The 19,116-nt window shown below is 69.9% G+C and carries 15 protein-coding genes; 10 read left to right on the top strand and 5 right to left on the bottom strand.

Annotated elements, in window-relative coordinates:
- Nucleotides 1–97: 97 nt before the first annotated feature.
- Genes ACT54X_RS08865 through hemC form a run of 4 tightly spaced genes read right to left on the bottom strand, consistent with a single transcriptional unit; the run spans nucleotide 98 to nucleotide 4,171 of the window.
- Nucleotides 98–1,372: a heme biosynthesis HemY N-terminal domain-containing protein gene (locus ACT54X_RS08865; protein WP_476346127.1), complete on the bottom strand. Its 1,275-nt coding sequence runs from the start codon at nucleotides 1,370–1,372 to the stop codon at nucleotides 98–100.
- Between the two features lie 4 nt (nucleotides 1,373–1,376).
- Nucleotides 1,377–2,462 carry a uroporphyrinogen-III C-methyltransferase gene (locus ACT54X_RS08860; RefSeq protein WP_476346125.1) on the bottom strand — a complete coding sequence of 362 codons (1,086 nt, stop codon included), beginning with the start codon at nucleotides 2,460–2,462 and terminating at the stop codon, nucleotides 1,377–1,379.
- On the bottom strand, nucleotides 2,459–3,217 hold the full coding sequence (locus tag ACT54X_RS08855) for a uroporphyrinogen-III synthase (protein ID WP_476346123.1): 759 nt from the start codon (nucleotides 3,215–3,217) through the stop codon (nucleotides 2,459–2,461). The genes ACT54X_RS08860 and ACT54X_RS08855 overlap by 4 nt, the downstream gene beginning before the upstream one ends.
- 42 nt (nucleotides 3,218–3,259) lie before the next feature.
- Nucleotides 3,260–4,171 carry a hydroxymethylbilane synthase gene (gene hemC / locus ACT54X_RS08850; protein WP_476346121.1) on the bottom strand — a complete coding sequence of 304 codons (912 nt, stop codon included), beginning with the start codon at nucleotides 4,169–4,171 and terminating at the stop codon, nucleotides 3,260–3,262.
- Nucleotides 4,172–4,275: 104 nt separating this feature from the next.
- On the opposite strand from hemC, the gene ppc reads away from it, so the two are divergent.
- The 8 genes from ppc (at nucleotide 4,276) to ACT54X_RS08810 (ending at nucleotide 16,517) form a co-directional block, all read left to right on the top strand.
- Nucleotides 4,276–7,137 (top strand): phosphoenolpyruvate carboxylase, encoded by a 2,862-nt coding sequence (ppc, locus tag ACT54X_RS08845; RefSeq protein ID WP_476346119.1) that lies wholly within the window; start codon nucleotides 4,276–4,278, stop codon nucleotides 7,135–7,137.
- A 175-nt stretch (nucleotides 7,138–7,312) separates the two neighbouring features.
- Nucleotides 7,313–9,106 carry a glyoxylate carboligase gene (gene gcl / locus ACT54X_RS08840; RefSeq protein WP_354318452.1) on the top strand — a complete coding sequence of 598 codons (1,794 nt, stop codon included), beginning with the start codon at nucleotides 7,313–7,315 and terminating at the stop codon, nucleotides 9,104–9,106.
- A 93-nt stretch (nucleotides 9,107–9,199) separates the two neighbouring features.
- Nucleotides 9,200–9,979 carry a hydroxypyruvate isomerase gene (gene hyi, locus ACT54X_RS08835; protein WP_476346117.1) on the top strand — a complete coding sequence of 260 codons (780 nt, stop codon included), beginning with the start codon at nucleotides 9,200–9,202 and terminating at the stop codon, nucleotides 9,977–9,979.
- Between the two features lie 41 nt (nucleotides 9,980–10,020).
- Nucleotides 10,021–10,995: a 2-hydroxy-3-oxopropionate reductase gene (locus ACT54X_RS08830; RefSeq protein ID WP_294366837.1), complete on the top strand. Its 975-nt coding sequence runs from the start codon at nucleotides 10,021–10,023 to the stop codon at nucleotides 10,993–10,995.
- A gap of 287 nt (nucleotides 10,996–11,282) precedes the next feature.
- A complete protein-coding gene (locus ACT54X_RS08825; RefSeq protein ID WP_294366834.1) occupies nucleotides 11,283–13,583 on the top strand; it encodes an NADP-dependent malic enzyme in 2,301 nt (766 codons plus the stop codon).
- Nucleotides 13,584–13,771: 188 nt separating this feature from the next.
- A complete protein-coding gene (locus tag ACT54X_RS08820) occupies nucleotides 13,772–14,803 on the top strand; it encodes an ABC transporter substrate-binding protein (protein WP_294366831.1) in 1,032 nt (343 codons plus the stop codon).
- Nucleotides 14,804–14,882: 79 nt separating this feature from the next.
- Nucleotides 14,883–15,725 carry an ABC transporter ATP-binding protein gene (locus tag ACT54X_RS08815; protein WP_476346114.1) on the top strand — a complete coding sequence of 281 codons (843 nt, stop codon included), beginning with the start codon at nucleotides 14,883–14,885 and terminating at the stop codon, nucleotides 15,723–15,725.
- A gap of 24 nt (nucleotides 15,726–15,749) precedes the next feature.
- Complete coding sequence (locus tag ACT54X_RS08810; RefSeq protein ID WP_294366827.1) at nucleotides 15,750–16,517, top strand: ABC transporter permease; 768 nt, start codon at nucleotides 15,750–15,752, stop codon at nucleotides 16,515–16,517.
- 342 nt (nucleotides 16,518–16,859) lie between these two features.
- Here the strand turns inward: ACT54X_RS08810 and ACT54X_RS08805 are convergent, their stop codons facing one another.
- A complete protein-coding gene (locus tag ACT54X_RS08805) occupies nucleotides 16,860–17,273 on the bottom strand; it encodes an OsmC family protein (RefSeq protein ID WP_294366826.1) in 414 nt (137 codons plus the stop codon).
- 226 nt (nucleotides 17,274–17,499) lie between these two features.
- Here ACT54X_RS08805 and ACT54X_RS08800 point away from each other — a divergent pair, with 226 nt between their 5' ends.
- The gene (locus ACT54X_RS08800; RefSeq protein WP_476346111.1) at nucleotides 17,500–18,549 is read left to right on the top strand and encodes a DUF2272 domain-containing protein; all 1,050 of its coding nucleotides are present in this window, start codon (nucleotides 17,500–17,502) and stop codon (nucleotides 18,547–18,549) included.
- Between the two features lie 89 nt (nucleotides 18,550–18,638).
- Nucleotides 18,639–19,088, top strand: a complete 450-nt coding sequence (locus tag ACT54X_RS08795; protein WP_294367611.1) for a C40 family peptidase — start codon at nucleotides 18,639–18,641, stop codon at nucleotides 19,086–19,088.
- The last annotated feature ends 28 nt before the right edge of the window (nucleotides 19,089–19,116 follow it).

The following is a 19,116-nucleotide window of genomic DNA, read 5'->3' as shown; positions in this document are numbered from 1 at the left end:
GGGAGTCGGCCGGTCATCGGGAGATGCCGGACCCGAGCCCGAACGACACCGCCCGGGGGCCGAAGACACCGGCTGTCCTCGAACGCGCCCTGGCCTTTCAGCCGCCCTGCGCGGCCCGCTTCCAGGCCATCAGGGCCTGCTCGGCATCCTCGCGCTGCTCGGCGAGCTGGGCAACGGCCACCCAGGCACGGCGATGCAGTTCCGCGTCCTGCTGGCCGAAGCCGGCCTGGGTCAGCAATTGCTGCGCCTTGCCCCAGAGCTGCCGCTTCATGCAGGCCATGCCGGCCAGGTACTGCAAGTGCGCATCGCGCGGCTGGGCGCGCTGGGCGCCTTCGATGCGGGCCAGCCATTCGGGATCGACCGTGTCGAGCCCCGCCTCCAGCGCACGCACGAGCTTGGCACGCTGACTGTCGCTGAGCGCGTCGGGCTGGGCCAGCGAGCGCTCCCACACCGGCAGCAGCCAGGCCCGCGCCATCGCAAGGTCGCCGCGCAGCACCACCATGCGCTGGGCCGCCTGGATGGCCACCTCGGGGATGGCGCGCTCGGCCGGGTCCAGTTCGTTCCAGGCGCGCATCAACTGGGCCGGGTCGTGCGCCTGGCCAACCAGTTCCAGCGCCAGGCCACGCACGATGCTGCGCGCACCGTCTTCCGAGAAGGCACGGTGCTTGGCCAGCAGACGCGCAGTGTCGAGCGCATCCTGCGTGCGGCCCGACAGGCGCGTGGCCTTCAGCCGCAGGCGCAGTGCCAGCGTGCGACGCTGCACGCCCTGCGGCAATTCGGCCAGGCGGTCCAGCGCGGCCACGGCATTGCGATCTTCCAGGGCCCAGCGGGCCGAGCGCAGCTGCACGCCGTCGCGTGTCTCGGCGGACATGCCGCCGCGGTCGCGGCCCTCGTTCAGGGCATGCTGCAGATGGGCGTCGCGCGCCGCGCGGTCCTGCAGCGCCTGGGCACTCTCGGCGGCCATCAGGTGGGCCAACACCCGCACCTGCTGCGACTGGGGCAGCCGGGCGTCCAGCCCGGCCAGCACATGCTCCTGCGCCAGCGCCGCCAGCGCCGACTTGCGCGCGCGGGTGAAGCGGCCGGCCAGCAGCTGCACCACAGAGTCCAGCAGGGCCGCGTGCAGATTGCGCTCTTTCTGCTGCAACCGCCACTGGCGCGCCTGCACGGGCAACGAGAACAGCGCCTGCAGCGCGCGCAACGCGCCATACAGCAGCATGAACACGAGGATCAGCAACAGCAGCGCGAAGTTGAGCGACAGGTCCACCCGCGTGGGCGGCCAGAAGACGGTGACGATGCCCTGGTTGTTGCCCGCGAACAGCGCCACCGCGGCCGCGACCGCGAAGAGCACCAGGAGCCAGACGGCCGCGCGCATGACCTCAGCGCCCCGCGGACACGGCGGCCAGGGCCGTGAGGGTGTCGTCGATGCGCGGCGGCTCGGCGGCGCGCACCAGCGCCTGCACCTGCTGCAGCTGCGTGGCCGCGGCCTGCACGCGGCGCGAGGCGGGGTCGAAGTAGCGGTTGAGCGAGGCCGTCACGCCAGCCAGCTCGGCCCGTGCCGGCGCCACCTGGCCGGCCAGCAGGGCCAGCCGGGCGCTCAGCAGCTTGAGCTTGAGGTTCTCGCGCAGGAAGTAGGTCTGGTCGGGGGCGAGCAGCACCGATTCGGGCCGGTCGATGCGCGAGACGCGGATCAGCGAGCGCACCTCGTTGCGCACGGCCAGCAGGATGCGCTGCCACCAGGGCGCGTCGGCGGGCACGGCCTCGTTGGCCCAGCCGTCGCTCGCGGCGCGGTTGCCGCGCGGCGCCAGCGCGTTCATGACGGGCAGTTCGTCCACGCCCTTGAGCAGGTCGTCGAGCCGCGACAGGGCCTCGCCGCCGTCGCCACTGGCCGTGGCGCGGATGCGGTCGGCATCGCGCTGGATGGCCCGCTGCACGGGCTGCAGCCGGGGCTGGCTGGCGCGCACGATGCGCTGGTCGCTGGCCTTCAAGGCGGCCAGCAGCGGCTGCACGTTGCCGGTGGCCTGGGCCTGTTCCAGTGCCAGCCGCAGGGCGGCGTCGATGTCCACCAGCAGGCTTTCGTCGCGCGAGCGCGACAGGCTCTGCAGCGCCTCTTCGACCTGCGCGCGCTGAAGGCTGACCTCGGCCAGGCGGGTTTCGAGCAGCGCCACGCGGGCATCGGCGGCGCGCACCGTCTCCTGCGCTTCGCGGGCCAGGGTACGGGCCTCGGTGGCCTGGCGCGTGGCGTCGGCGCTCTGGCGCGCCAGTTGCTCCTGCATGCCGCCCACCTTCTGCCACAGCATGGCGGCCATGACGATGGCGACCAGCGCCGCGAGGGTGATGGCGCCAAAGGCCAGCCGCACCAACAGCACGGCGCCGGGGGCGGGCACGGGAGATGGGGGAACGGGGGCCAGGGGTCGCGCGACGGGATCGGTGACGGTGTCGTCGGTCGCGGGGGGTGCGCTCATCGCGGGAATTCTATCGACGCGGCCACGGCGTCCAGATCGGGCGGCACCACGCGGACAAGGCCGAAGCCGGCATCGCGCGCGGCCTGGGCGATGCGCTCGTGCGTGGCCAGGGCTGCGGCGCGCGACCAGTCGGCCTGGGGCACCAGGCCACGCAGGTTGCCCACGGCCTCCGAGCTGCTGAACAGCCAGGTCGCCCCGCCCTCAATGCCGGCCTGCACGATCCGGGCACTCGCGTCGCCGAGCACGGGCGCCAGCCGACGGTAGACGGGCAGTTGCACGGCCACGCCCCCTGCGGCCTCGATCTGGCGCGAGAGCCAGTCGCGGCCCGCGGCGCGGCCCTCGGCATCGGCACCGCGCACCAGCCAGACGCAGGCGCCCGGCCCGACCTGGTCATGGACGCGGGCCCACAGCGATTCCGAGTCGAAGGGACCTTCGGCGGGCGGCTGGTCGATGCGGGTCGCATCCACACCGGCTTCGGCCAGCGCGCGGGCCGTGCCGGGGCCGGTGGCCCAGCAACGGCAGGTGGCGACGGCCTCGGGCGGCCGGGCGGTGTAGAAGTGCCGCACGGCGGCGGCGCTCACGAACATCAAGGCCTGCGGCGGCGTGCCCACAGGCCAGGCGATGGCACCGGCGAGCGGCGCGATCTCGATCAGCGGCAAGGCGTGTGCATCGATGCCCCGCGCGCGCAGCGCCTCGGTCCAGCGCGTGGCCTCGGGCTCAGGCCTCGTGACGATCAGCGACGGCGCCGCAGTCATGGCAGGGCAGGACAGCGCTCGGGCCGCGGGCGCCAGTGCCGCTCAGCCGAGCCGGGCACCGCCGGCCTGCAGACGCCGTGCCGCCTCGGTGCCCAGGGCCTCGGCCGCAGCGAGGTCGGTGGCGACATCGGTCAGCTCGGCCCGCACCAGCGCACCTGGCTGCTCCGCATCGCCCCAGGCGGCACGCACATGCAGCCGCCCGTCGCCGAGGTCCTGCACGAAGGCGGCCAGCGGCATGGAGCAGCTGCCGCCCATGGCCCGGCTCACCGCGCGCTCGGCCGCCACACGGCGCCAGGTCGTCATGTCCACCAGCGGAGCCAGGGCTTCGCGAAGGTCGGGCCGGTCGGCACGGATCTCGATGCCCAGCGCTCCCTGTCCAGCGGCCGGCAGCATCTGTTCGGGCTCGAAGACAGTGCGGATGCGCGAGGCCAGGCCCAGGCGCATCAGACCGGCAGCGGCCAGCACGATCGCGGCATAGTGCCCTTCATCCAGTTTGCGCAGCCGGGTGTCGAGGTTGCCGCGCAGCGGCTCGATGCGCAGGTCGGGCCGCAGTGCGCGCAGCAGCACGGTGCGCCGCAGGCTGGAGGTGCCGATGACGGCCCCCTCGGGCAGGTCGTCCAGCCGGGCGTACGTGGGAGAGACGAAGGCATCGCGCGCATCCTCGCGTTCGAGAACGGCCGCGAGTTCGAAGCCTTCGGGCAGTTCCATCGGCACGTCCTTGAGCGAATGGACGGCGATGTCGGCGCGGCCTTCTTCCAGCGCGAGCTCGAGTTCCTTGACGAACAGGCCCTTGCCGCCGACCTTGCTGAGCGTGCGGTCCAGGATCTGGTCGCCGCGGGTGGTCATGCCCAGCAGTTCGACCGTGTGGCCCTGTTCTTGCAGCAGGTCCCGCACATGCTCGGCCTGCCACAGGGCAAGGCGGCTTTCGCGGGTGGCGATCACGATGTGGCTCACAGAGCGGTCTCCGCGTGGTTTGCTGGGTCGCGGATGCTAGCATGTTGCGCCGCAGCAACGACTGATGGCGCACACCACAACCACTGCGAAGAGGAGAGTCCTGCATGCCGCCCGCCAACCGGACGAAGAGCACGAAGAAGCCCGGCGACACCATCGCCCCGCCCTTGCGCAAGGGCCCCGACGATGTCCCCCTGATCGAAGACATCCGGCTGCTGGGCCGCATCCTGGGCGACGTCATCCGCGAGCAGGAGGGCAAGGACAGTTTCGATCTGGTCGAGAAGGTGCGCACGCTGTCGGTGGCCTTCCGCCGCGATGCCGACCATTCGGCCGACCGGGCGCTCAAGCAGCTGCTCAAGGGCCTGTCGGCGGCGCAGACCGTGCAGGTGATCCGCGCCTTCACCTACTTCAGCCACCTGGCCAACCTGGCCGAGGACCGCCACCTGATCCGTCGGCGGACCGAGGCCGAGCGCGCCGGCGAAGCCATCGACGGCAGCCTGGACGTGGCCCTGGCCCGCATCCGCAAGGCCGGCGTCTCGGCGGACGAGGTGGTGGGCACGCTGGCCCACAGCTACCTGTCGCCGGTGCTCACCGCCCACCCGACCGAAGTGCAGCGCAAGTCCATCCTCGACGCCGAACGCGGCATCGCCCAGCTGCTGACGGCCCGCGACGAGATCCGGCAGCGCCAGCTCCTGTTCGCCGGCCAGAAGGACACGCTCACGCCGCGCGAGCTCGAAGAGAACGAGGCCCTGCTGCGCACCCGCGTCGTGCAGCTGTGGCAGACGCGGCTGCTGCGCTTCACCAAGCTCACCGTGGCCGACGAGATCGAGAACGCGCTCTCTTACTATGAAGCCACCTTTCTGCGCGAGATCCCCAAGGTCTATGCGACGCTGGAAAAGGCCCTGGGCGCGGAGCACATCGCCTCCTTCTTCCGCATGGGCCAGTGGATCGGCGGCGATCGCGACGGCAACCCCAACGTCACGGCCGAGACGCTCGAATACGCCCTGCGCCGCCAGTGCGAGCTAGTCCTGCGCCACTACCTGACCGAGGTGCATTACCTGGGCGGCGAGCTGTCGATGTCCGCCACGCTGGTCGATGTGACGGTGGAGATGCAGGCCCTGGCCGAGGCCTCGCCCGACCCCAACGAGCACCGCCACGACGAGCCCTACCGCCGCGCGCTGACCGGCATCTATGCCCGCCTGGCCGCCACACTGCGCGACCTAACCGGCGGTGTCGCCGCGCGCCATGCCGTGGCGCCGCAGAACCCCTACAAGTCGGCCGAGGAGTTCCTGGCCGACCTGCGCACCATCGAGGAATCGCTGATCGACAAGCACGGCAGCGCGCTGCTCGACCAGCGCCTGCGCCCACTGATGCGCGCGGTGGAGGTCTTCGGCTTCCACCTGGCCACGGTGGACCTGCGCCAGAGTTCCGACAAGCACGAGGCCGTGATCGCCGACCTGCTCAAGGTGGCCCGCATCGAGCCCGCCTATGCCGAGCTGTCCGAAGAGGACAAGCAGGCATTGCTGCTGCGGCTGCTGAACGACGCACGCCCGCTGCGCGTGCCCGGCGCCAGCTACCAGCCGCTGACGGTGAGCGAGGTGGCGATCTTCCAGCAGGCGCTGGAATCGCACCGCCGCTACGGCCGCGCCGCCATCCGCCACTACATCATCAGCCACACCGAGACGGTGAGCGACCTGCTCGAGGCCATGGTGCTGCAGAAGGAAGTGGGCCTGCTGCGCGGCACGCTGCAGGAGGACGCAGTGTGCGACCTGATCGTCGTGCCGCTGTTCGAGACCATCGCCGACCTGCGCAATGCGGCGCCCATCGTGCGCGCCGTCTACGAGCTGCCCGGCGTGCGCGCCATGATCCAGCGCTCGGGTGGCGAGCAGGACATCATGCTGGGCTACAGCGACAGCAACAAGGACGGTGGCATCTTCACCAGCAACTGGGAGCTCTACCGCGCCGGCATGGCGCTGGTGAAGCTGTTCGACGAGATGAACGAGGGCCAGAAGGACGGCATCCGCCTGCGCATGTTCCACGGCCGCGGCGGCACCGTCGGCCGCGGCGGCGGCCCCAGCTACCAGGCCATCCTGGCGCAGCCACCCGGCACCGTGCGCGGCCAGTTGCGGCTCACCGAGCAGGGCGAGGTGATCGGCTCCAAGTACGCCAACCGCGAGATCGGCCGGCGCAACCTGGAGACGCTGGTCGCCGCCACGCTGGAGGCCACCTTCCTGGGCTCCACCAAGTCCGCGCCCGCGGCCTTCACGCAGGCGGCCGCGACGATCTCGCAGGCCAGCATGGACGCCTACCGTGCGCTGGTCTACGAGACGTCCGGCTTCGTCGACTACTTCTTCGGTTCCACGCCGATCCGCGAGATCGCCGAGCTCAACATCGGCTCGCGGCCGGCCTCGCGCAATCCCAAGCGCAACATCGAGGATCTGCGCGCCGTGCCCTGGAGCTTCAGCTGGGGCCAGTGCCGGCTCACCATCAATGGCTGGTACGGCTTCGGCAGTGCGGTGCAGGCCTTCCTGGCCGAGGCCAAGGACCCGGCCGCGCGCAAGGAGCGCGAGGCGCTGCTGCAGAAGATGTATGCCCAGTGGCCCTTCTTCCGCACGCTGCTGTCCAACATGGACATGGTGCTGGCCAAGAGCGACCTGCAGCTGGCCGCGCGCTATGCCGAGCTGGTGGGCGAGCGCAAGCTGCGCCAGAAGGTGTTCTCGATGATCGAGGCCGAATGGCGCCGCACCTCCGATGCGCTCACGCTCATCACCGGCGCGAAGCAGCGGCTGGAGGGCAATGCCGAGCTGCAGCGCTCGGTGCGCCACCGCTTCCCCTACATCGACCCGCTGCACCACCTGCAGGTGGAGCTGATGCGGCGCTTCCGCGGCGGCGACGGCAGCGAGCGGCTGCAGCGCGGCATCCACCTGTCGATCAATGGGGTGGCAGCGGGGTTGCGCAACACGGGCTGATCCTCCGGCGCCCCGCGCCCTTCCACAGCCGCGCCGGCCCTGGGCCCGCGCGGCTTTTCTTCGCCCGCGCCTGCCGCGCCATTCGCTGGCGGAATAGCGCTTATCGCCCGCCCTCGCCTTCTGCGTCCGGGCCGTCCTTCCTAGAGTTCGACCCATCGAACGAGGAGACGAACCCATGGCAAGAATGACCGCGGCCCAGGCCGCCGTGCTGGTGATGGAGCGCGAGGGCATCGTGCAGGCCTTCGGTGTGCCCGGCGCCGCCATCAATCCGCTGTATGCCGCGCTGCGCGCCCATGGCGGCATCGGCCACATCCTGGCGCGGCATGTGGAAGGCGCCTCGCACATGGCCGAGGGCTACACGCGGGCCGTGGCGGGAAACATCGGCGTGTGCATCGGCACCTCGGGCCCGGCGGGCACCGACATGATCACGGGGCTCTATTCGGCATGGGCCGATTCCATCCCGATCCTGTGCATCACCGGCCAGGCGCCGCGAGCCCGGCTCTACAAGGAAGACTTCCAGGCCGTGGACATCGAGTCCATCGCCAAGCCCGTCACCAAGTGGGCCGTCACCGTGCGCGAGCCCGCGCAGGTGCCGCAGGTCTTCCAGCAGGCCTTCCACCTGATGCGCTCGGGCCGGCCGGGGCCGGTGCTGATCGACCTGCCCTTCGATGTGCAGATGGCCGAGATCGAATTCGACATCGACACCTACGCTCCGCTGCCGCCCTACAAGCCGGCCGCCACGCGGGCCCAGATCGAGAAGGCCCTGGCCATGCTCAACGCGGCCGAGCGGCCGCTGATCGTGGCCGGCGGCGGCGTCGTCAACGCCGATGCCAGCGCGCTGCTGGTGCGCCTGGCGGAGCTGACCGGCGTGCCGGTCATTCCCACGCTCATGGGCTGGGGCGCCATTCCCGACGACCATCCGCTGATGGCCGGCATGTGCGGCCTGCAGACCAGCCACCGTTACGGCAACGCCACCCTGCTGGCCAGCGACTTCGTGCTGGGCATCGGCAATCGCTGGGCCAACCGGCACACCGGCTCGGTGGACGTCTACACCCACGGCCGCACCTTCGTGCATGTGGACATCGAGCCCACGCAGATCGGCCGCGTGTTCATGCCCGACTTCGGCATCGTCTCGGACGCCGGCGCCGCACTGGCCCTGTTCGTCGAGGTGGCCGAGGCCATGAAGGCCGAGGGCCGCCTGCCCGACCGCGGTGCCTGGGCCGCCGAATGCCGCGAGCGCAAGCGCACGATGCTGCGCAAGACCGACTTCGCCGAGGTGCCGATGAAGCCGCAGCGCGTCTACCAGTGCATGAACCGGCACTTCGACCGCGAGACCTGCTACGTCAGCACCATCGGCCTGTCGCAGATCGCGGCCGCGCAGTTCCTGCATGTCTACCAGCCGCGGCACTGGATCAACTGCGGCCAGGCCGGCCCGCTGGGCTGGACGGTGCCGGCCGCACTGGGCGTGCGCGCCGCCGATCCGTCGCGCCGCGTGGTGGCGCTGTCGGGCGACTACGACTTCCAGTTCATGGTCGAGGAACTGGCGGTGGGCGCGCAGTTCAAGCTGCCCTACCTCCACATCGTGGTCAACAACAGCTACCTGGGCCTGATCCGCCAAGCGCAGCGCGGCTTCGACATGGACTACTGCGTGCAGCTGGGCTTCGAGAACATCAATGCCGCGCCCGATGCCGGCATCGAGCGGCACTACGGCGTGGACCACAAAAAGGTGGTCGAAGGCCTGGGCTGCAAGGCCATCCGCGTGCAGCGGCCCGAGGAGATGCAGCCCGCGTTCGACCAGGCCGAAGCGTTGATGGCCGAGCACCGCGTGCCGGTGGTGATCGAGGTGATGCTGGAGCGCGTGACCAACATCGCCATGGGCACCGAGATCGACGCCATCCGCGAGTTCGAACCGCTGGCCGAGGGCCTGGCCGACGCACCCACGGCACTTGCCGTCGCCATGCTCGATTGAGAAGGTGCGAGCGAACTCGCCATGGCCGCTCGGCCATGCCGGATTCACTCACGCCTGCTGAGCACCGTCCCATTTCGAAAACAAGAGACCGCCATGCCCCGCTTCGCCGCCAACCTCACCATGCTGTTCACCGAGCTGCCCTTCCTGCAGCGCTTCGAGGCCGCCGCCCGCGCCGGCTTCGAAGGGGTGGAATACCTCTTCCCCTACGACTTCGAGGCCCGCGAACTGGCCGAGGCCCTGCGCGCCCACGGGCTCGTGCAGGTGCTGCACAACCTGCCGGCCGGCGACTGGGCGGCGGGCGAGCGCGGCATCGCCTGCCACCCGGACCGTGTGGCCGAGTTCCGCGACGGCGTGGGTCGCGCCATCGGCTATGCCAAGACGCTGGGCTGCCCGCAGCTGAACTGCTTGGTGGGCAAGCTGCCCGAAGGAGCGACGCTTGCCGACGTGCAGCCCGTGCTGGTTGACAACCTTCGCTTCGCCGTCCGCGCACTCGACACCGCCGGGCTGCGGCTGCTGGTCGAGCCCATCAACCACTTCGACATTCCCGGCTTCGCCCTTACCCGGACCGATCAGGCGCTGGCCCTGCTCGACCAGGTGGGGGAGCCCAACCTACGCATCCAGTACGACGTCTATCACGCCCAGCGCATGGAAGGCGAGCTGACCAACACCCTCGGCCGGCACCTGGACCGCATCGGCCACATCCAGGTGGCCGACAACCCGGGCCGCGGCGAGCCCGGCACGGGCGAGATCAACTACCAATGGCTGTTCCAGCACATCGACGCGCTGGGCTATGGAGGCTGGATCGGCTGCGAATACAAGCCCCGCGCCAGCACGCAGGAAGGGCTGGACTGGATCAGCGCACTGACCGCCTGAGCCGCACGGATCGCGCAAGCACTTCGACGGAGACGACCCTCATGAACGCCCATACCTCGACCGACACCAGCACCGGCGCCCGCAACGCCCCCACCGCACCCCGCCGCATCGGCTTCATCGGCCTCGGCATCATGGGAGCGCCCATGGCTGGCCACCTCGCCGCTGCCGGCCACACGCTCTTCGTCCACACCCGCGGCCAGGTGCCGGCCGCCCTTGCCGGCCGGGCCGAGGCCTTCGCCAGCGCCGCCGAGGTGGCGCGCCAAGCCGAAGTGATCTTCCTCATGGTGCCGGACACGCCCGACGTGGAGAAGGTGCTGTTCGGCGAACACGGCGTGGCCGAGGGCCTGGCCGACGCAACCCGCGACTGCAGTGGCGGCGCAGGCAAGACGGTGGTCGACTGCAGCTCCATCGACCCCATCGCCACGCAGGACTTCGCCCGCCGCATCGCGGCCCTGGGTGCCGGCTATGTCGACGCGCCCGTCTCCGGCGGTGAGGTCGGTGCCAAGGCCGCCAGCCTCACCATCATGTGCGGCGGGGACGAGGCGGTGTTCGAGGACGTGCGGCCCTTGCTGCACACCATGGGCAGGAACGTGACGCGTGTGGGCGAGGTGGGCGCCGGCCAGATCACCAAGGTGGCCAACCAGATCATCGTGGCGCTCAACATCGCTGCCGTGGCCGAAGCCCTGGTCTTCGCCAGCAAGGCCGGCGCCGATCCGGCCAAGGTGCGGCAGGCGCTGATGGGTGGCTTCGCGGCCAGCCGCATCCTGGAGGTGCATGGCGATCGCATGATCAACCGCAGCTTCGCCCCCGGCTTTCGCATCGCCCTGCATCAGAAGGACCTGAACCTCGCGATGCAAAGCGCCCGCAGCCTGGGCGTTGCCCTGCCGCAGACGGCGGGTGCGGCGCAGCTGATGAATGCCTGTGCGGCGCTCGGTCATGGCCAGTCGGACCATTCCGCCCTGGTGCTGGCACTCGAGGCCACTGCGGGGCATCCGGTGACACCAGACGGTGGCTGAACAAGGGAAAGGTCCGAACGGATCGCCTTTCGTTAGGCGTCGCAGCCGCGACGCATCGCCGCACCAGCACGAGAATGTCCGACGCCGCGCGTCCCCCACCGGGACGCGCGGCGCATTGCATTCGGCATCCGCCACGCGCGATCCCGCCGACTGCATGAGCCCATGCCGTATCGGCATGAGACGGCTGATGGCGCTGTCGCTCCCGGCCTCTTCCGGGCCCGCCCTTTGCGTTAGCCTCGGCCCCCTTTCCAACGATTCCGACCGTTTCCCGCCCCCAAGGAGATTGCATGTCCAAGCCGCTGTCCCCCGCAGAAGAAGCCCTGCGCGACGCTGCCCGTGAATACCACCGCGCCGGTGTGCGCGGCAAGATTTCGGTCACGCCCACCAAGCCGCTGGTCAACCAGCGCGACCTGTCGCTGGCCTATTCGCCGGGTGTGGCCTATCCCTGCCTGGACATCCAGGCCGATCCCTCCAAGGCGGCCGAATACACCGCCCGCGGCAACCTGGTGGGCGTGGTCACCAACGGCACCGCGGTGCTGGGGCTGGGCGACATCGGCCCGCTGGCCGGCAAGCCGGTGATGGAAGGCAAGGGCTGCCTGTTCAAGAAGTTCGCCGGCATCGACGTGTTCGACATCGAGCTGGCCGAGCGCGACCCCGACAAGCTGGTGGACATCATCGCGGCGCTGGAGCCCACGCTGGGCGGCGTCAACCTCGAGGACATCAAGGCGCCCGAGTGCTTCTACATCGAGAAGAAGCTGCGCGAGCGCATGAACATCCCCGTCTTCCACGACGACCAGCACGGCACGGCCATCATTTCGGCCGCCGCCCTGCTCAACGGCCTGGAGCTGGTGGGCAAGAAGATCGGCGACGTGAAGATCGCCGTCTCGGGCGCCGGCGCCGCCGCCATCGCCTGCCTGGACGTGATGGTGGGCTTGGGCGCCAAGACGGCCAACATCTTCGCCTGCGACTCCAAGGGCCTGATCTACTCGGGCCGGGCCGGCGGCTTCGATGAGTCCAAGGCTCGCTTCGCCCAGCCCGACACGGGCGCGCGCACCTTGGCCGACGTGGTTCAGCAGGCCGACGTCTTCCTCGGCTGCTCGGCCCCGGGCGTGCTGACGGCCGACATGGTCAAGACCATGGCGGACAAGCCCATCATCCTGGCGCTGGCCAACCCCGAGCCCGAGATCCGCCCCGAGCTGGCCAAGGCCGTGCGCCCCGACTGCATCATCGCCACCGGTCGCAGCGACTACCCGAACCAGGTCAACAACGTCCTGTGCTTCCCCTACATCTTCCGCGGCGCGCTGGACTGCGGCGCGACCAAGATCACGGAAGAGATGAAGCTCGCCTGCGTGCGCGAGATCGCCGACCTGACCAAGGCCGACATCAGCGAGGAAGTGGCCAACGCCTATGCGGGCGAGGAGCTGTCCTTCGGGCCCGACTATCTGATCCCGAAGCCCTTCGACTCGCGCCTGATCCTGCGCATCGCCCCGGCCGTGGCCAAGGCTGCCGCCGCATCCGGCGTCGCCACCCGCCCCATCGAGGACCTGGAGGCCTACCGCCAGCAGCTGTCGCGCTTCGTCTACCAGACCGGCATGTTCATGCGCCCGGTCTTCGCCGCCGCCAAGATGGCCGAGAAGAAGCGCGTGGCCTATGCCGAGGGCGAGGACGAGCGCGCCCTGCGCGCCGCCCAGCTGGCGGTGGACGAAGGCATCGCGCGTCCGATCCTGATCGGCCGGCCCGACATCATCGCCATGCGCATCAAGAAGGCGGGCCTGAACCTGCGCCCCGGCGTCGACGCCGAGGTGGTGGATCCCGAGAACGATCCGCGCTTCCGCCAGTACTGGGAGGCCTACCACCGGCTCATGGGCCGCCACGGCATCAATCCGGAAGCCTCCAAGGCGATGGTGCGCCGCTCCAACACCACCATCGCCGCGCTGATGGTGCACCTGGGCGACGCCGACGCCATGCTGTGCGGCCTGGTCGGGCGCTTCGACAGCCACCTCAAGATCCTGGGCCAGTTGCTGGGTACCCAGCGCGGCGTGCCGGACTTCGCCACGCTGAACGCGCTGATGCTGGACAAGTACACGCTGTTCATCGCCGACACCAACGTGCACGAGGACCCGACGGCCGAGCAACTGGCGCAGATCGCGCTGATGGCCGCCGACGAGGTGCGCCGCTTCGGCCTGCCGCCCAAGGTGGCCTTCCTGTCGCATTCCAACTTCGGCACCTCCGAGCGCGCCTCGGCCCGCAAGATGCGCATCGCCCGCGACCTGTTCGCGCAGATGGCGCCCGACATCGAATGCGACGGCGAGATGCACGGCGACGCCGCGCTGTCGGAATCGGTGCGGCGCGAATCGCTGCCCGGCTCCTCGCTGACCGGCGAGGCCAACCTGCTGATCTGCCCGAACCTGGACTCGGCCAACATCCTCTTCAACGTGCTGAAGATGACCGGCGCCAACGGCGTGACAGTGGGCCCGATCCTGCTCGGCTCCGCCAAGCCCGCCCATGTGCTCACTGCCAACGCCACGGTGCGTCGCGTGCTCAACATGACGGCCCTGGCCGTGGCCAACGCCAACACCACGCGCTGAGTTCCCGCCGCTGAAGACGCGCCAACTTGGCGCATCGACGCCCCACGTGCGTGCACGCCGTGGGGCGTTTTGCTGTCCGCTCCGGGATGACCCGGGTGCACCGCTTTGGCGCAAGGCTGAGGATCGCACCCCAACGGTGCAGGCACCGTTATTGCTTTTTCCTGCCACATCCCTCAGCGAGAGTCTTCATGAACAAGCGACAAGTCCTGCAGTCCTTCCTGGCCGCCTCGGCCTTCGCCTTCGGCCTGGGCGCGGCCCATGCCCAGGCCACCACGCCGATCAAGTTCCAGCTGGACTGGCGCTTCGAGGGGCCCGCCGCCCTGTTCCTGCATCCGGCCGCCAAGGGCTACTTCAAGCAGGCCGGCATCGACGTGACCATCGACGCCGGCAACGGCTCGGGCGGCACCGTCACCCGCGTGGCCTCGGGCGCCTACGACATGGGCTTCGCCGACCTGGCGGCGCTGATGGAGTTCCACGCCAACAACCCCGACAGCCCCAACAAGCCGGTCGCGGTCATGATGGTCTACAACAATACGCCGGCTTCGGCCATGGCGCTCAAGAAGAGCGGCATCACCAAGCCGGCCGACCTGTCGGGCAAGAAGCTGGGCGCCCCGGTGTTCGACGCCGGCCGCCGCGCCTTCCCCATCTTCGCCAAGGCCAACAACATCACCAACGTCACCTGGACGGCGATGGACCCGACGCTGCGCGAGACCATGCTGATGCGCGGCGACATCGACGCCATCACCGGCTTCACCTTCACCTCGCTGCTCAACCTGGAAGCGCGCGGCGCCAAGGCCAGCGACGTGGTCGTGCTGCCCTACCCCGACTACGGCGTGAAGCTGTACGGCAACGCCATCATCGTGTCGCCCAAGCTGCTGGCCGAGAAGCCGCAGGTGGTCAAGGCCTTCCTGTCGGCCTTCACCAAGGGCGCCAAGGAAGTGATCGCCAACCCGGCCGTGGCCATCGAATCGGTCAAGGCCCGCGACGGCATCATCGATACCAAGCTGGAGACGCGCCGCCTGCAGTTGGCCATCGACACCGTCATCAACAGCCCCGACGCCCGCGCCGAAGGCTTCGGCAACGTGGTGCCGGCGCGCCTGGCGCTGATGGCCTCGCAGGTGTCCGACGCCTACGGCACCAAGACCCGCGTCAAGCCCGAGGCCATCTGGAACGGCAGCGTGCTGCCGCCGGCCGCCGAGCTGGCCATCCTCAAGAAGTAAGCGGCGCCCGCGCCTTCTTTTCCTCGGCCTGCGGCCGGCCCCCGGCGGCCGGCGCAGGCCGGTTTCTTGTGCACCGCCCATGGACACGCAAAACACCACGCCCTTCGTCGACTTCCAGGACGTCTGGCTCGCCTACAACGAGCAGTTGCTGCGCGAGAACCACTTCGCCGTCGAGGCCATCGACCTCAAGGTGAAGAAGGGCGAGTTCATCGCCATCGTCGGGCCTTCGGGCTGCGGCAAGTCCACCTTCATGAAGCTCACCACCGGCCTGAAGATGCCGTCGATGGGCAGGATCCGCATCGACGGCCAGCCGGTGACCGGCCCGCTCAAGATCTCGGGCATGGCCTTCCAGGCGCCCTCGCTGCTGCCCTGGCGCACCACGGTCGACAACGTGCTGCTGCCGCTGGAGATCGTCGCGCCCTACCGCTCCACCTTCAAGTCGAAGAAGAAAGAGTACGAAGAGCGCGCCCGCCGCCTGCTGCAGAAGGTGGGCCTGGCCGGCTACGAGGACAAGTTCCCCTGGCAGCTGTCGGGCGGCATGCAGCAGCGCGCCAGCATCTGCCGCGCACTGATCCACGAGCCCAAGATGCTGCTGCTGGACGAGCCCTTCGGCGCGCTGGACGCCTTCACCCGCGAGGAGCTGTGGTGCATCCTGCGCGACCTGTGGACCGAGCAGCGCTTCAACGTGATCCTGGTGACGCACGACCTGCGCGAATCGGTCTTCCTGGCCGACACGGTGTACGTGATGAGCAAGTCGCCCGGCCGCTTCGTGGTCAAGCGCGAGATCGAGCTGCCCCGACCGCGCGAACTCGAGGTGACCTACACCAAGGAATTCAGCGACATCGTGCACGAGCTGCGCGGCCACATCGGGGCCATCCGCCAGGGCGGTGCCGGCGCACCCGCCGCGCCGCTGCCGCAGTAAGAACGCTCAGGGAACCGTCTGCATATGAACAACAAGTTGCTCGAACGCTGGTCGCCGTGGCTGCTGCTGGTGGCCGTGATCCTGCTGTGGCAGATCATCTGCTCGGCCTTCTCCGTCTCGGAATTCATCTTCCCCAGCCCCTGGCGCATCTGGACGCAATTCTGGGAGTTCAAGACCATCATCGCCGGCCATGCCTGGCGCACCTTCTGGGTGACGATGGCCGGCTTCGGCCTGGCCATCGTGGTGGGCGTGCTGCTGGGCTTCGTGATCGGCAGCTCGCGCCTGGCCTATGCGGCCATGTACCCGCTGATGACGGCCTTCAACGCGCTGCCCAAGGCGGCCTTCGTGCCCATCCTGGTGGTGTGGTTCGGCATCGGCGTCGGGCCGGCCATCCTCACGGCCTTCCTGATCAGCTTCTTCCCGATCATGGTCAACATCGCCACCGGGCTGGCCACGCTGGAGCCGGAGCTGGAGGATGTGCTGCGGGTGCTGGGCGCCAAGCGCTGGGACGTGCTGATGAAGATCGGCCTGCCGCGCTCCATGCCCTACTTCTATGCCTCGCTCAAGGTGGCGATCACGCTGGCCTTCGTGGGCACGACGGTGTCGGAGATGACCGCCGCCAACGAGGGCATCGGCTACCTGCTCATCAGTGCCGGCTCGGCCATGCAGATGGGCCTGGCCTTCGCCGGCCTGATGGTCGTGGGCGCCATGGCCATGGTGATGTACGAGCTCTTCAGCGCGCTGGAGAAGCACACCACCGCCTGGGCGCATCGGGGCACGCAGGGCGGCTGAGCGCTGCGCACCCCGTTCGCGCGGATCACCGTGCCCTGCCAAGCCTTGCGCATTAAGCGCGCGAGCGCGGGCGCATCGCGGTGGGGACGGCAACTGGCCACTTCGCGAAAGGGCTTGCGCAAGTCGCGGGGCCACCCAAAGGAAGCGGCCCTTCGCGCAGCGTGAGCCGGCCCCAGGGGTGCTCTTCACGAATCGAGCGGCAAGTGGGCGCTGCGGATCGGGATGAGCTGCGAGGCGCAAAGCGCAGCAATAGCAATAGCCCGGCTATTGCGAGCATTTGCAACGACGCAGATCGCCCGAGTCCGCAGATGCCCACGGCGCGCGCATTCGTGAAGAGCATCCCTAGGCAACCGTGCCGTCGGCCCAGTCTGTCTCGATCTCGGTCTTCACCTCCGTCATGAGCTTGTGCACCGGGCACTTGCCGGCCACGCGCAGCAGCTCGTCGCGCTGGGCATCGCTGAGCGCGCCGCCGACCTGCAGCCTGGCCGACAGCCGGTAGGTGCCCTGCCGCTCCTGGCTGGCGTCGCGGTCGACGTCGACCTGAATGTCCTCGACCGGGATGCCGCGCCGCTGTGCGTACAGCAGCATCGTGAGCGCCTTGCAGGCGGCCAGCGCGGCGTCGTACAGGTCGTGCGGGTCGGGGCCGGCGTCGGTGCCGCCGCCTGCGATCGAAGCGTCGACGGTGATGGCATGGCCGCGGATGTGCAGCGTGTGGGCAGTGCCGCTGCTGCCGTTGCGGCGAACGGTGACGGTCATTCGAGGCTCCTGGATTTGAAGGAAGGAAAAAAGGAAGGACTCGGCCCAAGCGCCGTGGGCCGCCGCGGAATCCGCCCAACGACAACAGGGCCACGGTGTACACGGACAACGCGCCGTCAAGCGTCGGCTGACGTCTTGGACGAAAGATACAAGAGGACGACGCCCCTGTTCCGCCAGACGCCGATCCGCACATCGCCGGCAATCCGCGCAGCGTATGCTCCTCGCCATGTTTCCATCGGCTCTCGCCACGCTGCGACCCCGTTTGCGCACCTGGCTGCGGCCCTGTCTCGCGGCGTGCCTTGCGCTGATCGCCAGCCTGCGCTGCGCTGCCGCAGACAACCCGGCGGCGGCACCTTCCTCGCCTGAACGCTGCGCGGCCACGAGCAACCAGCCTTCGCCGCCGCGCGCGCTCGCCATGGCCCGCATCGCGCAGGCCGAGCACGCCGCCTGGGGCGGCGCGCGGCTGGACGCCGAAGGTCGGCTGATCCGCAGCGGCGCCGCCGAGGCGGAAGAAAGCGGCGTCTTCGCCCGACCCGCACCCTGGCAGCGCGTGTTGCGCTACTGGTCCGCCGTCGACGACGCCGAGCAGGCCCGTTGGCCCTCGGCCGTGCGCTTCGGCGCCGCGCGTCCCGCGCAACGCGAACTGCTGGAACAGGCGCTTCAGATGGCATCCGCCGACCTGCTCCAGGGCCTGGGCGTCGGCCAGGGACTGGGCCTGCAAAGCGACGAGCGCCGCGCCATCGCCGTGGCGCTGGCGCGCGTCGCCGTCATCGACACGCCCTGGTCGGCGGCCTTCATCAGCTGGGTCGGGCGCGAGGCCGGCCTGCGGCCTGGCGAGTTCCTCTTCTCCGAGGCGCATGCCGACTATGCGGCCGATGCGTGGCATACCCGCATGCAGGAAGGCGCCGGCGCCCCTTCCACGGGCGCGATGCGGGCCTGCGACCTGCGCACCACCACGCCCCGCGTGGGCGACCTGGTGTGCCATGCCCGCGCCGGCAGCCGCGACCTCGTGACGCTGGACGAACTGGGCCAGGCGCTGGAGCTCCGCCGCACGGCCGGCAGCGGCCTACCCATGCATTGCGATGTGGTCGTGCAGATGGACGACGGTGGCTTCGACACCGTCGGCGGCAACGTGCTCGACAGCGTGACCGGGCGGCGCCTGGCCTTTGCGCCGGGCGCCCGTCTTCTGGACGCCAGCTACCAGCCCGGCTGCAGCGGCTGCACCGACCGGCACATGAGCACCGCACCCTGGGTGCTGCTGCTGCAATGGCGCTGATGGCAGCAGGGTCGGCGGTGCGTGCGCGGGCGGCGGCCTGCGCCAGAATCGCGCCCGTGACGCCCGGCAAGCGACTCTTCCTCTCAGCGATGCTGCTTCAGGGCCTGCTGCTGGCGGGCTGCGGCAGCGCACCGTCGCGGCCCGACCGCTACCGCTACCCGCCCCTCACGCCGGATCAGGCCAGCGACATCGCGATCCACGCCCTCGGCCTGGTGGGCACGCCCTACCGCTACGGCGGCAACACGCCCGACGGTGGCTTCGACTGCAGCGGACTCATCGGCTATGTCTATCGCACCCGCGCCGGCTTGGTGCCGCCCCGCACCGTGGCGCAGCTCGACGAGTTCGGTGAACCGGTGCGCGTGGACGCGCTGCGCACCGGCGACCTCGTGCTCTTCGGTGGTGGCCGGCCCAGCCATGCCGGCATCTACGTGGGCGACGGACGTTTCGTGCATGCTCCGTCGACCGGCGGCACCGTGCGGCTGGACCAGCTTGCCGGCGTGTACTGGTCGAAACAGCCCGTGAGTGCCCGGCGGCCCTGAGCGACTGCGCGGCATCCAGCGCAAGGAC

The sequence above is a fragment of the Pseudacidovorax sp. DMC4 genome (genome assembly GCF_056314265.1).
Note: the sequence above shows the minus strand (reverse complement) of the source record. Positions and strands in the feature narration are given on the sequence as shown.

Excerpts from the sequence above, each read along its gene's own strand:
- ACT54X_RS08805 (WP_294366826.1), bottom strand. The coding sequence starts at position 17,273 with ATGACCGTCACCGTTCGCCGCAACGGCAGCAGCGGCACTGCCCACACG.
- ACT54X_RS08800 (WP_476346111.1), top strand. The coding sequence starts at position 17,500 with ATGTTTCCATCGGCTCTCGCCACGCTGCGACCCCGTTTGCGCACCTGG.
- ACT54X_RS08855 (WP_476346123.1), bottom strand. The coding sequence starts at position 3,217 with ATGACTGCGGCGCCGTCGCTGATCGTCACGAGGCCTGAGCCCGAGGCC.
- ACT54X_RS08860 (WP_476346125.1), bottom strand. The coding sequence starts at position 2,462 with ATGAGCGCACCCCCCGCGACCGACGACACCGTCACCGATCCCGTCGCG.
- ACT54X_RS08820 (WP_294366831.1), top strand. The coding sequence starts at position 13,772 with ATGAACAAGCGACAAGTCCTGCAGTCCTTCCTGGCCGCCTCGGCCTTC.
- ACT54X_RS08795 (WP_294367611.1), top strand. The coding sequence starts at position 18,639 with ATGCTGCTTCAGGGCCTGCTGCTGGCGGGCTGCGGCAGCGCACCGTCG.
- ACT54X_RS08810 (WP_294366827.1), top strand. The coding sequence starts at position 15,750 with ATGAACAACAAGTTGCTCGAACGCTGGTCGCCGTGGCTGCTGCTGGTG.
- ACT54X_RS08825 (WP_294366834.1), top strand. The coding sequence starts at position 11,283 with ATGTCCAAGCCGCTGTCCCCCGCAGAAGAAGCCCTGCGCGACGCTGCC.
- ACT54X_RS08865 (WP_476346127.1), bottom strand. The coding sequence starts at position 1,372 with ATGCGCGCGGCCGTCTGGCTCCTGGTGCTCTTCGCGGTCGCGGCCGCG.
- hyi (WP_476346117.1), top strand. The coding sequence starts at position 9,200 with ATGCCCCGCTTCGCCGCCAACCTCACCATGCTGTTCACCGAGCTGCCC.
- gcl (WP_354318452.1), top strand. The coding sequence starts at position 7,313 with ATGGCAAGAATGACCGCGGCCCAGGCCGCCGTGCTGGTGATGGAGCGC.
- ACT54X_RS08815 (WP_476346114.1), top strand. The coding sequence starts at position 14,883 with ATGGACACGCAAAACACCACGCCCTTCGTCGACTTCCAGGACGTCTGG.
- ppc (WP_476346119.1), top strand. The coding sequence starts at position 4,276 with ATGCCGCCCGCCAACCGGACGAAGAGCACGAAGAAGCCCGGCGACACC.
- ACT54X_RS08830 (WP_294366837.1), top strand. The coding sequence starts at position 10,021 with ATGAACGCCCATACCTCGACCGACACCAGCACCGGCGCCCGCAACGCC.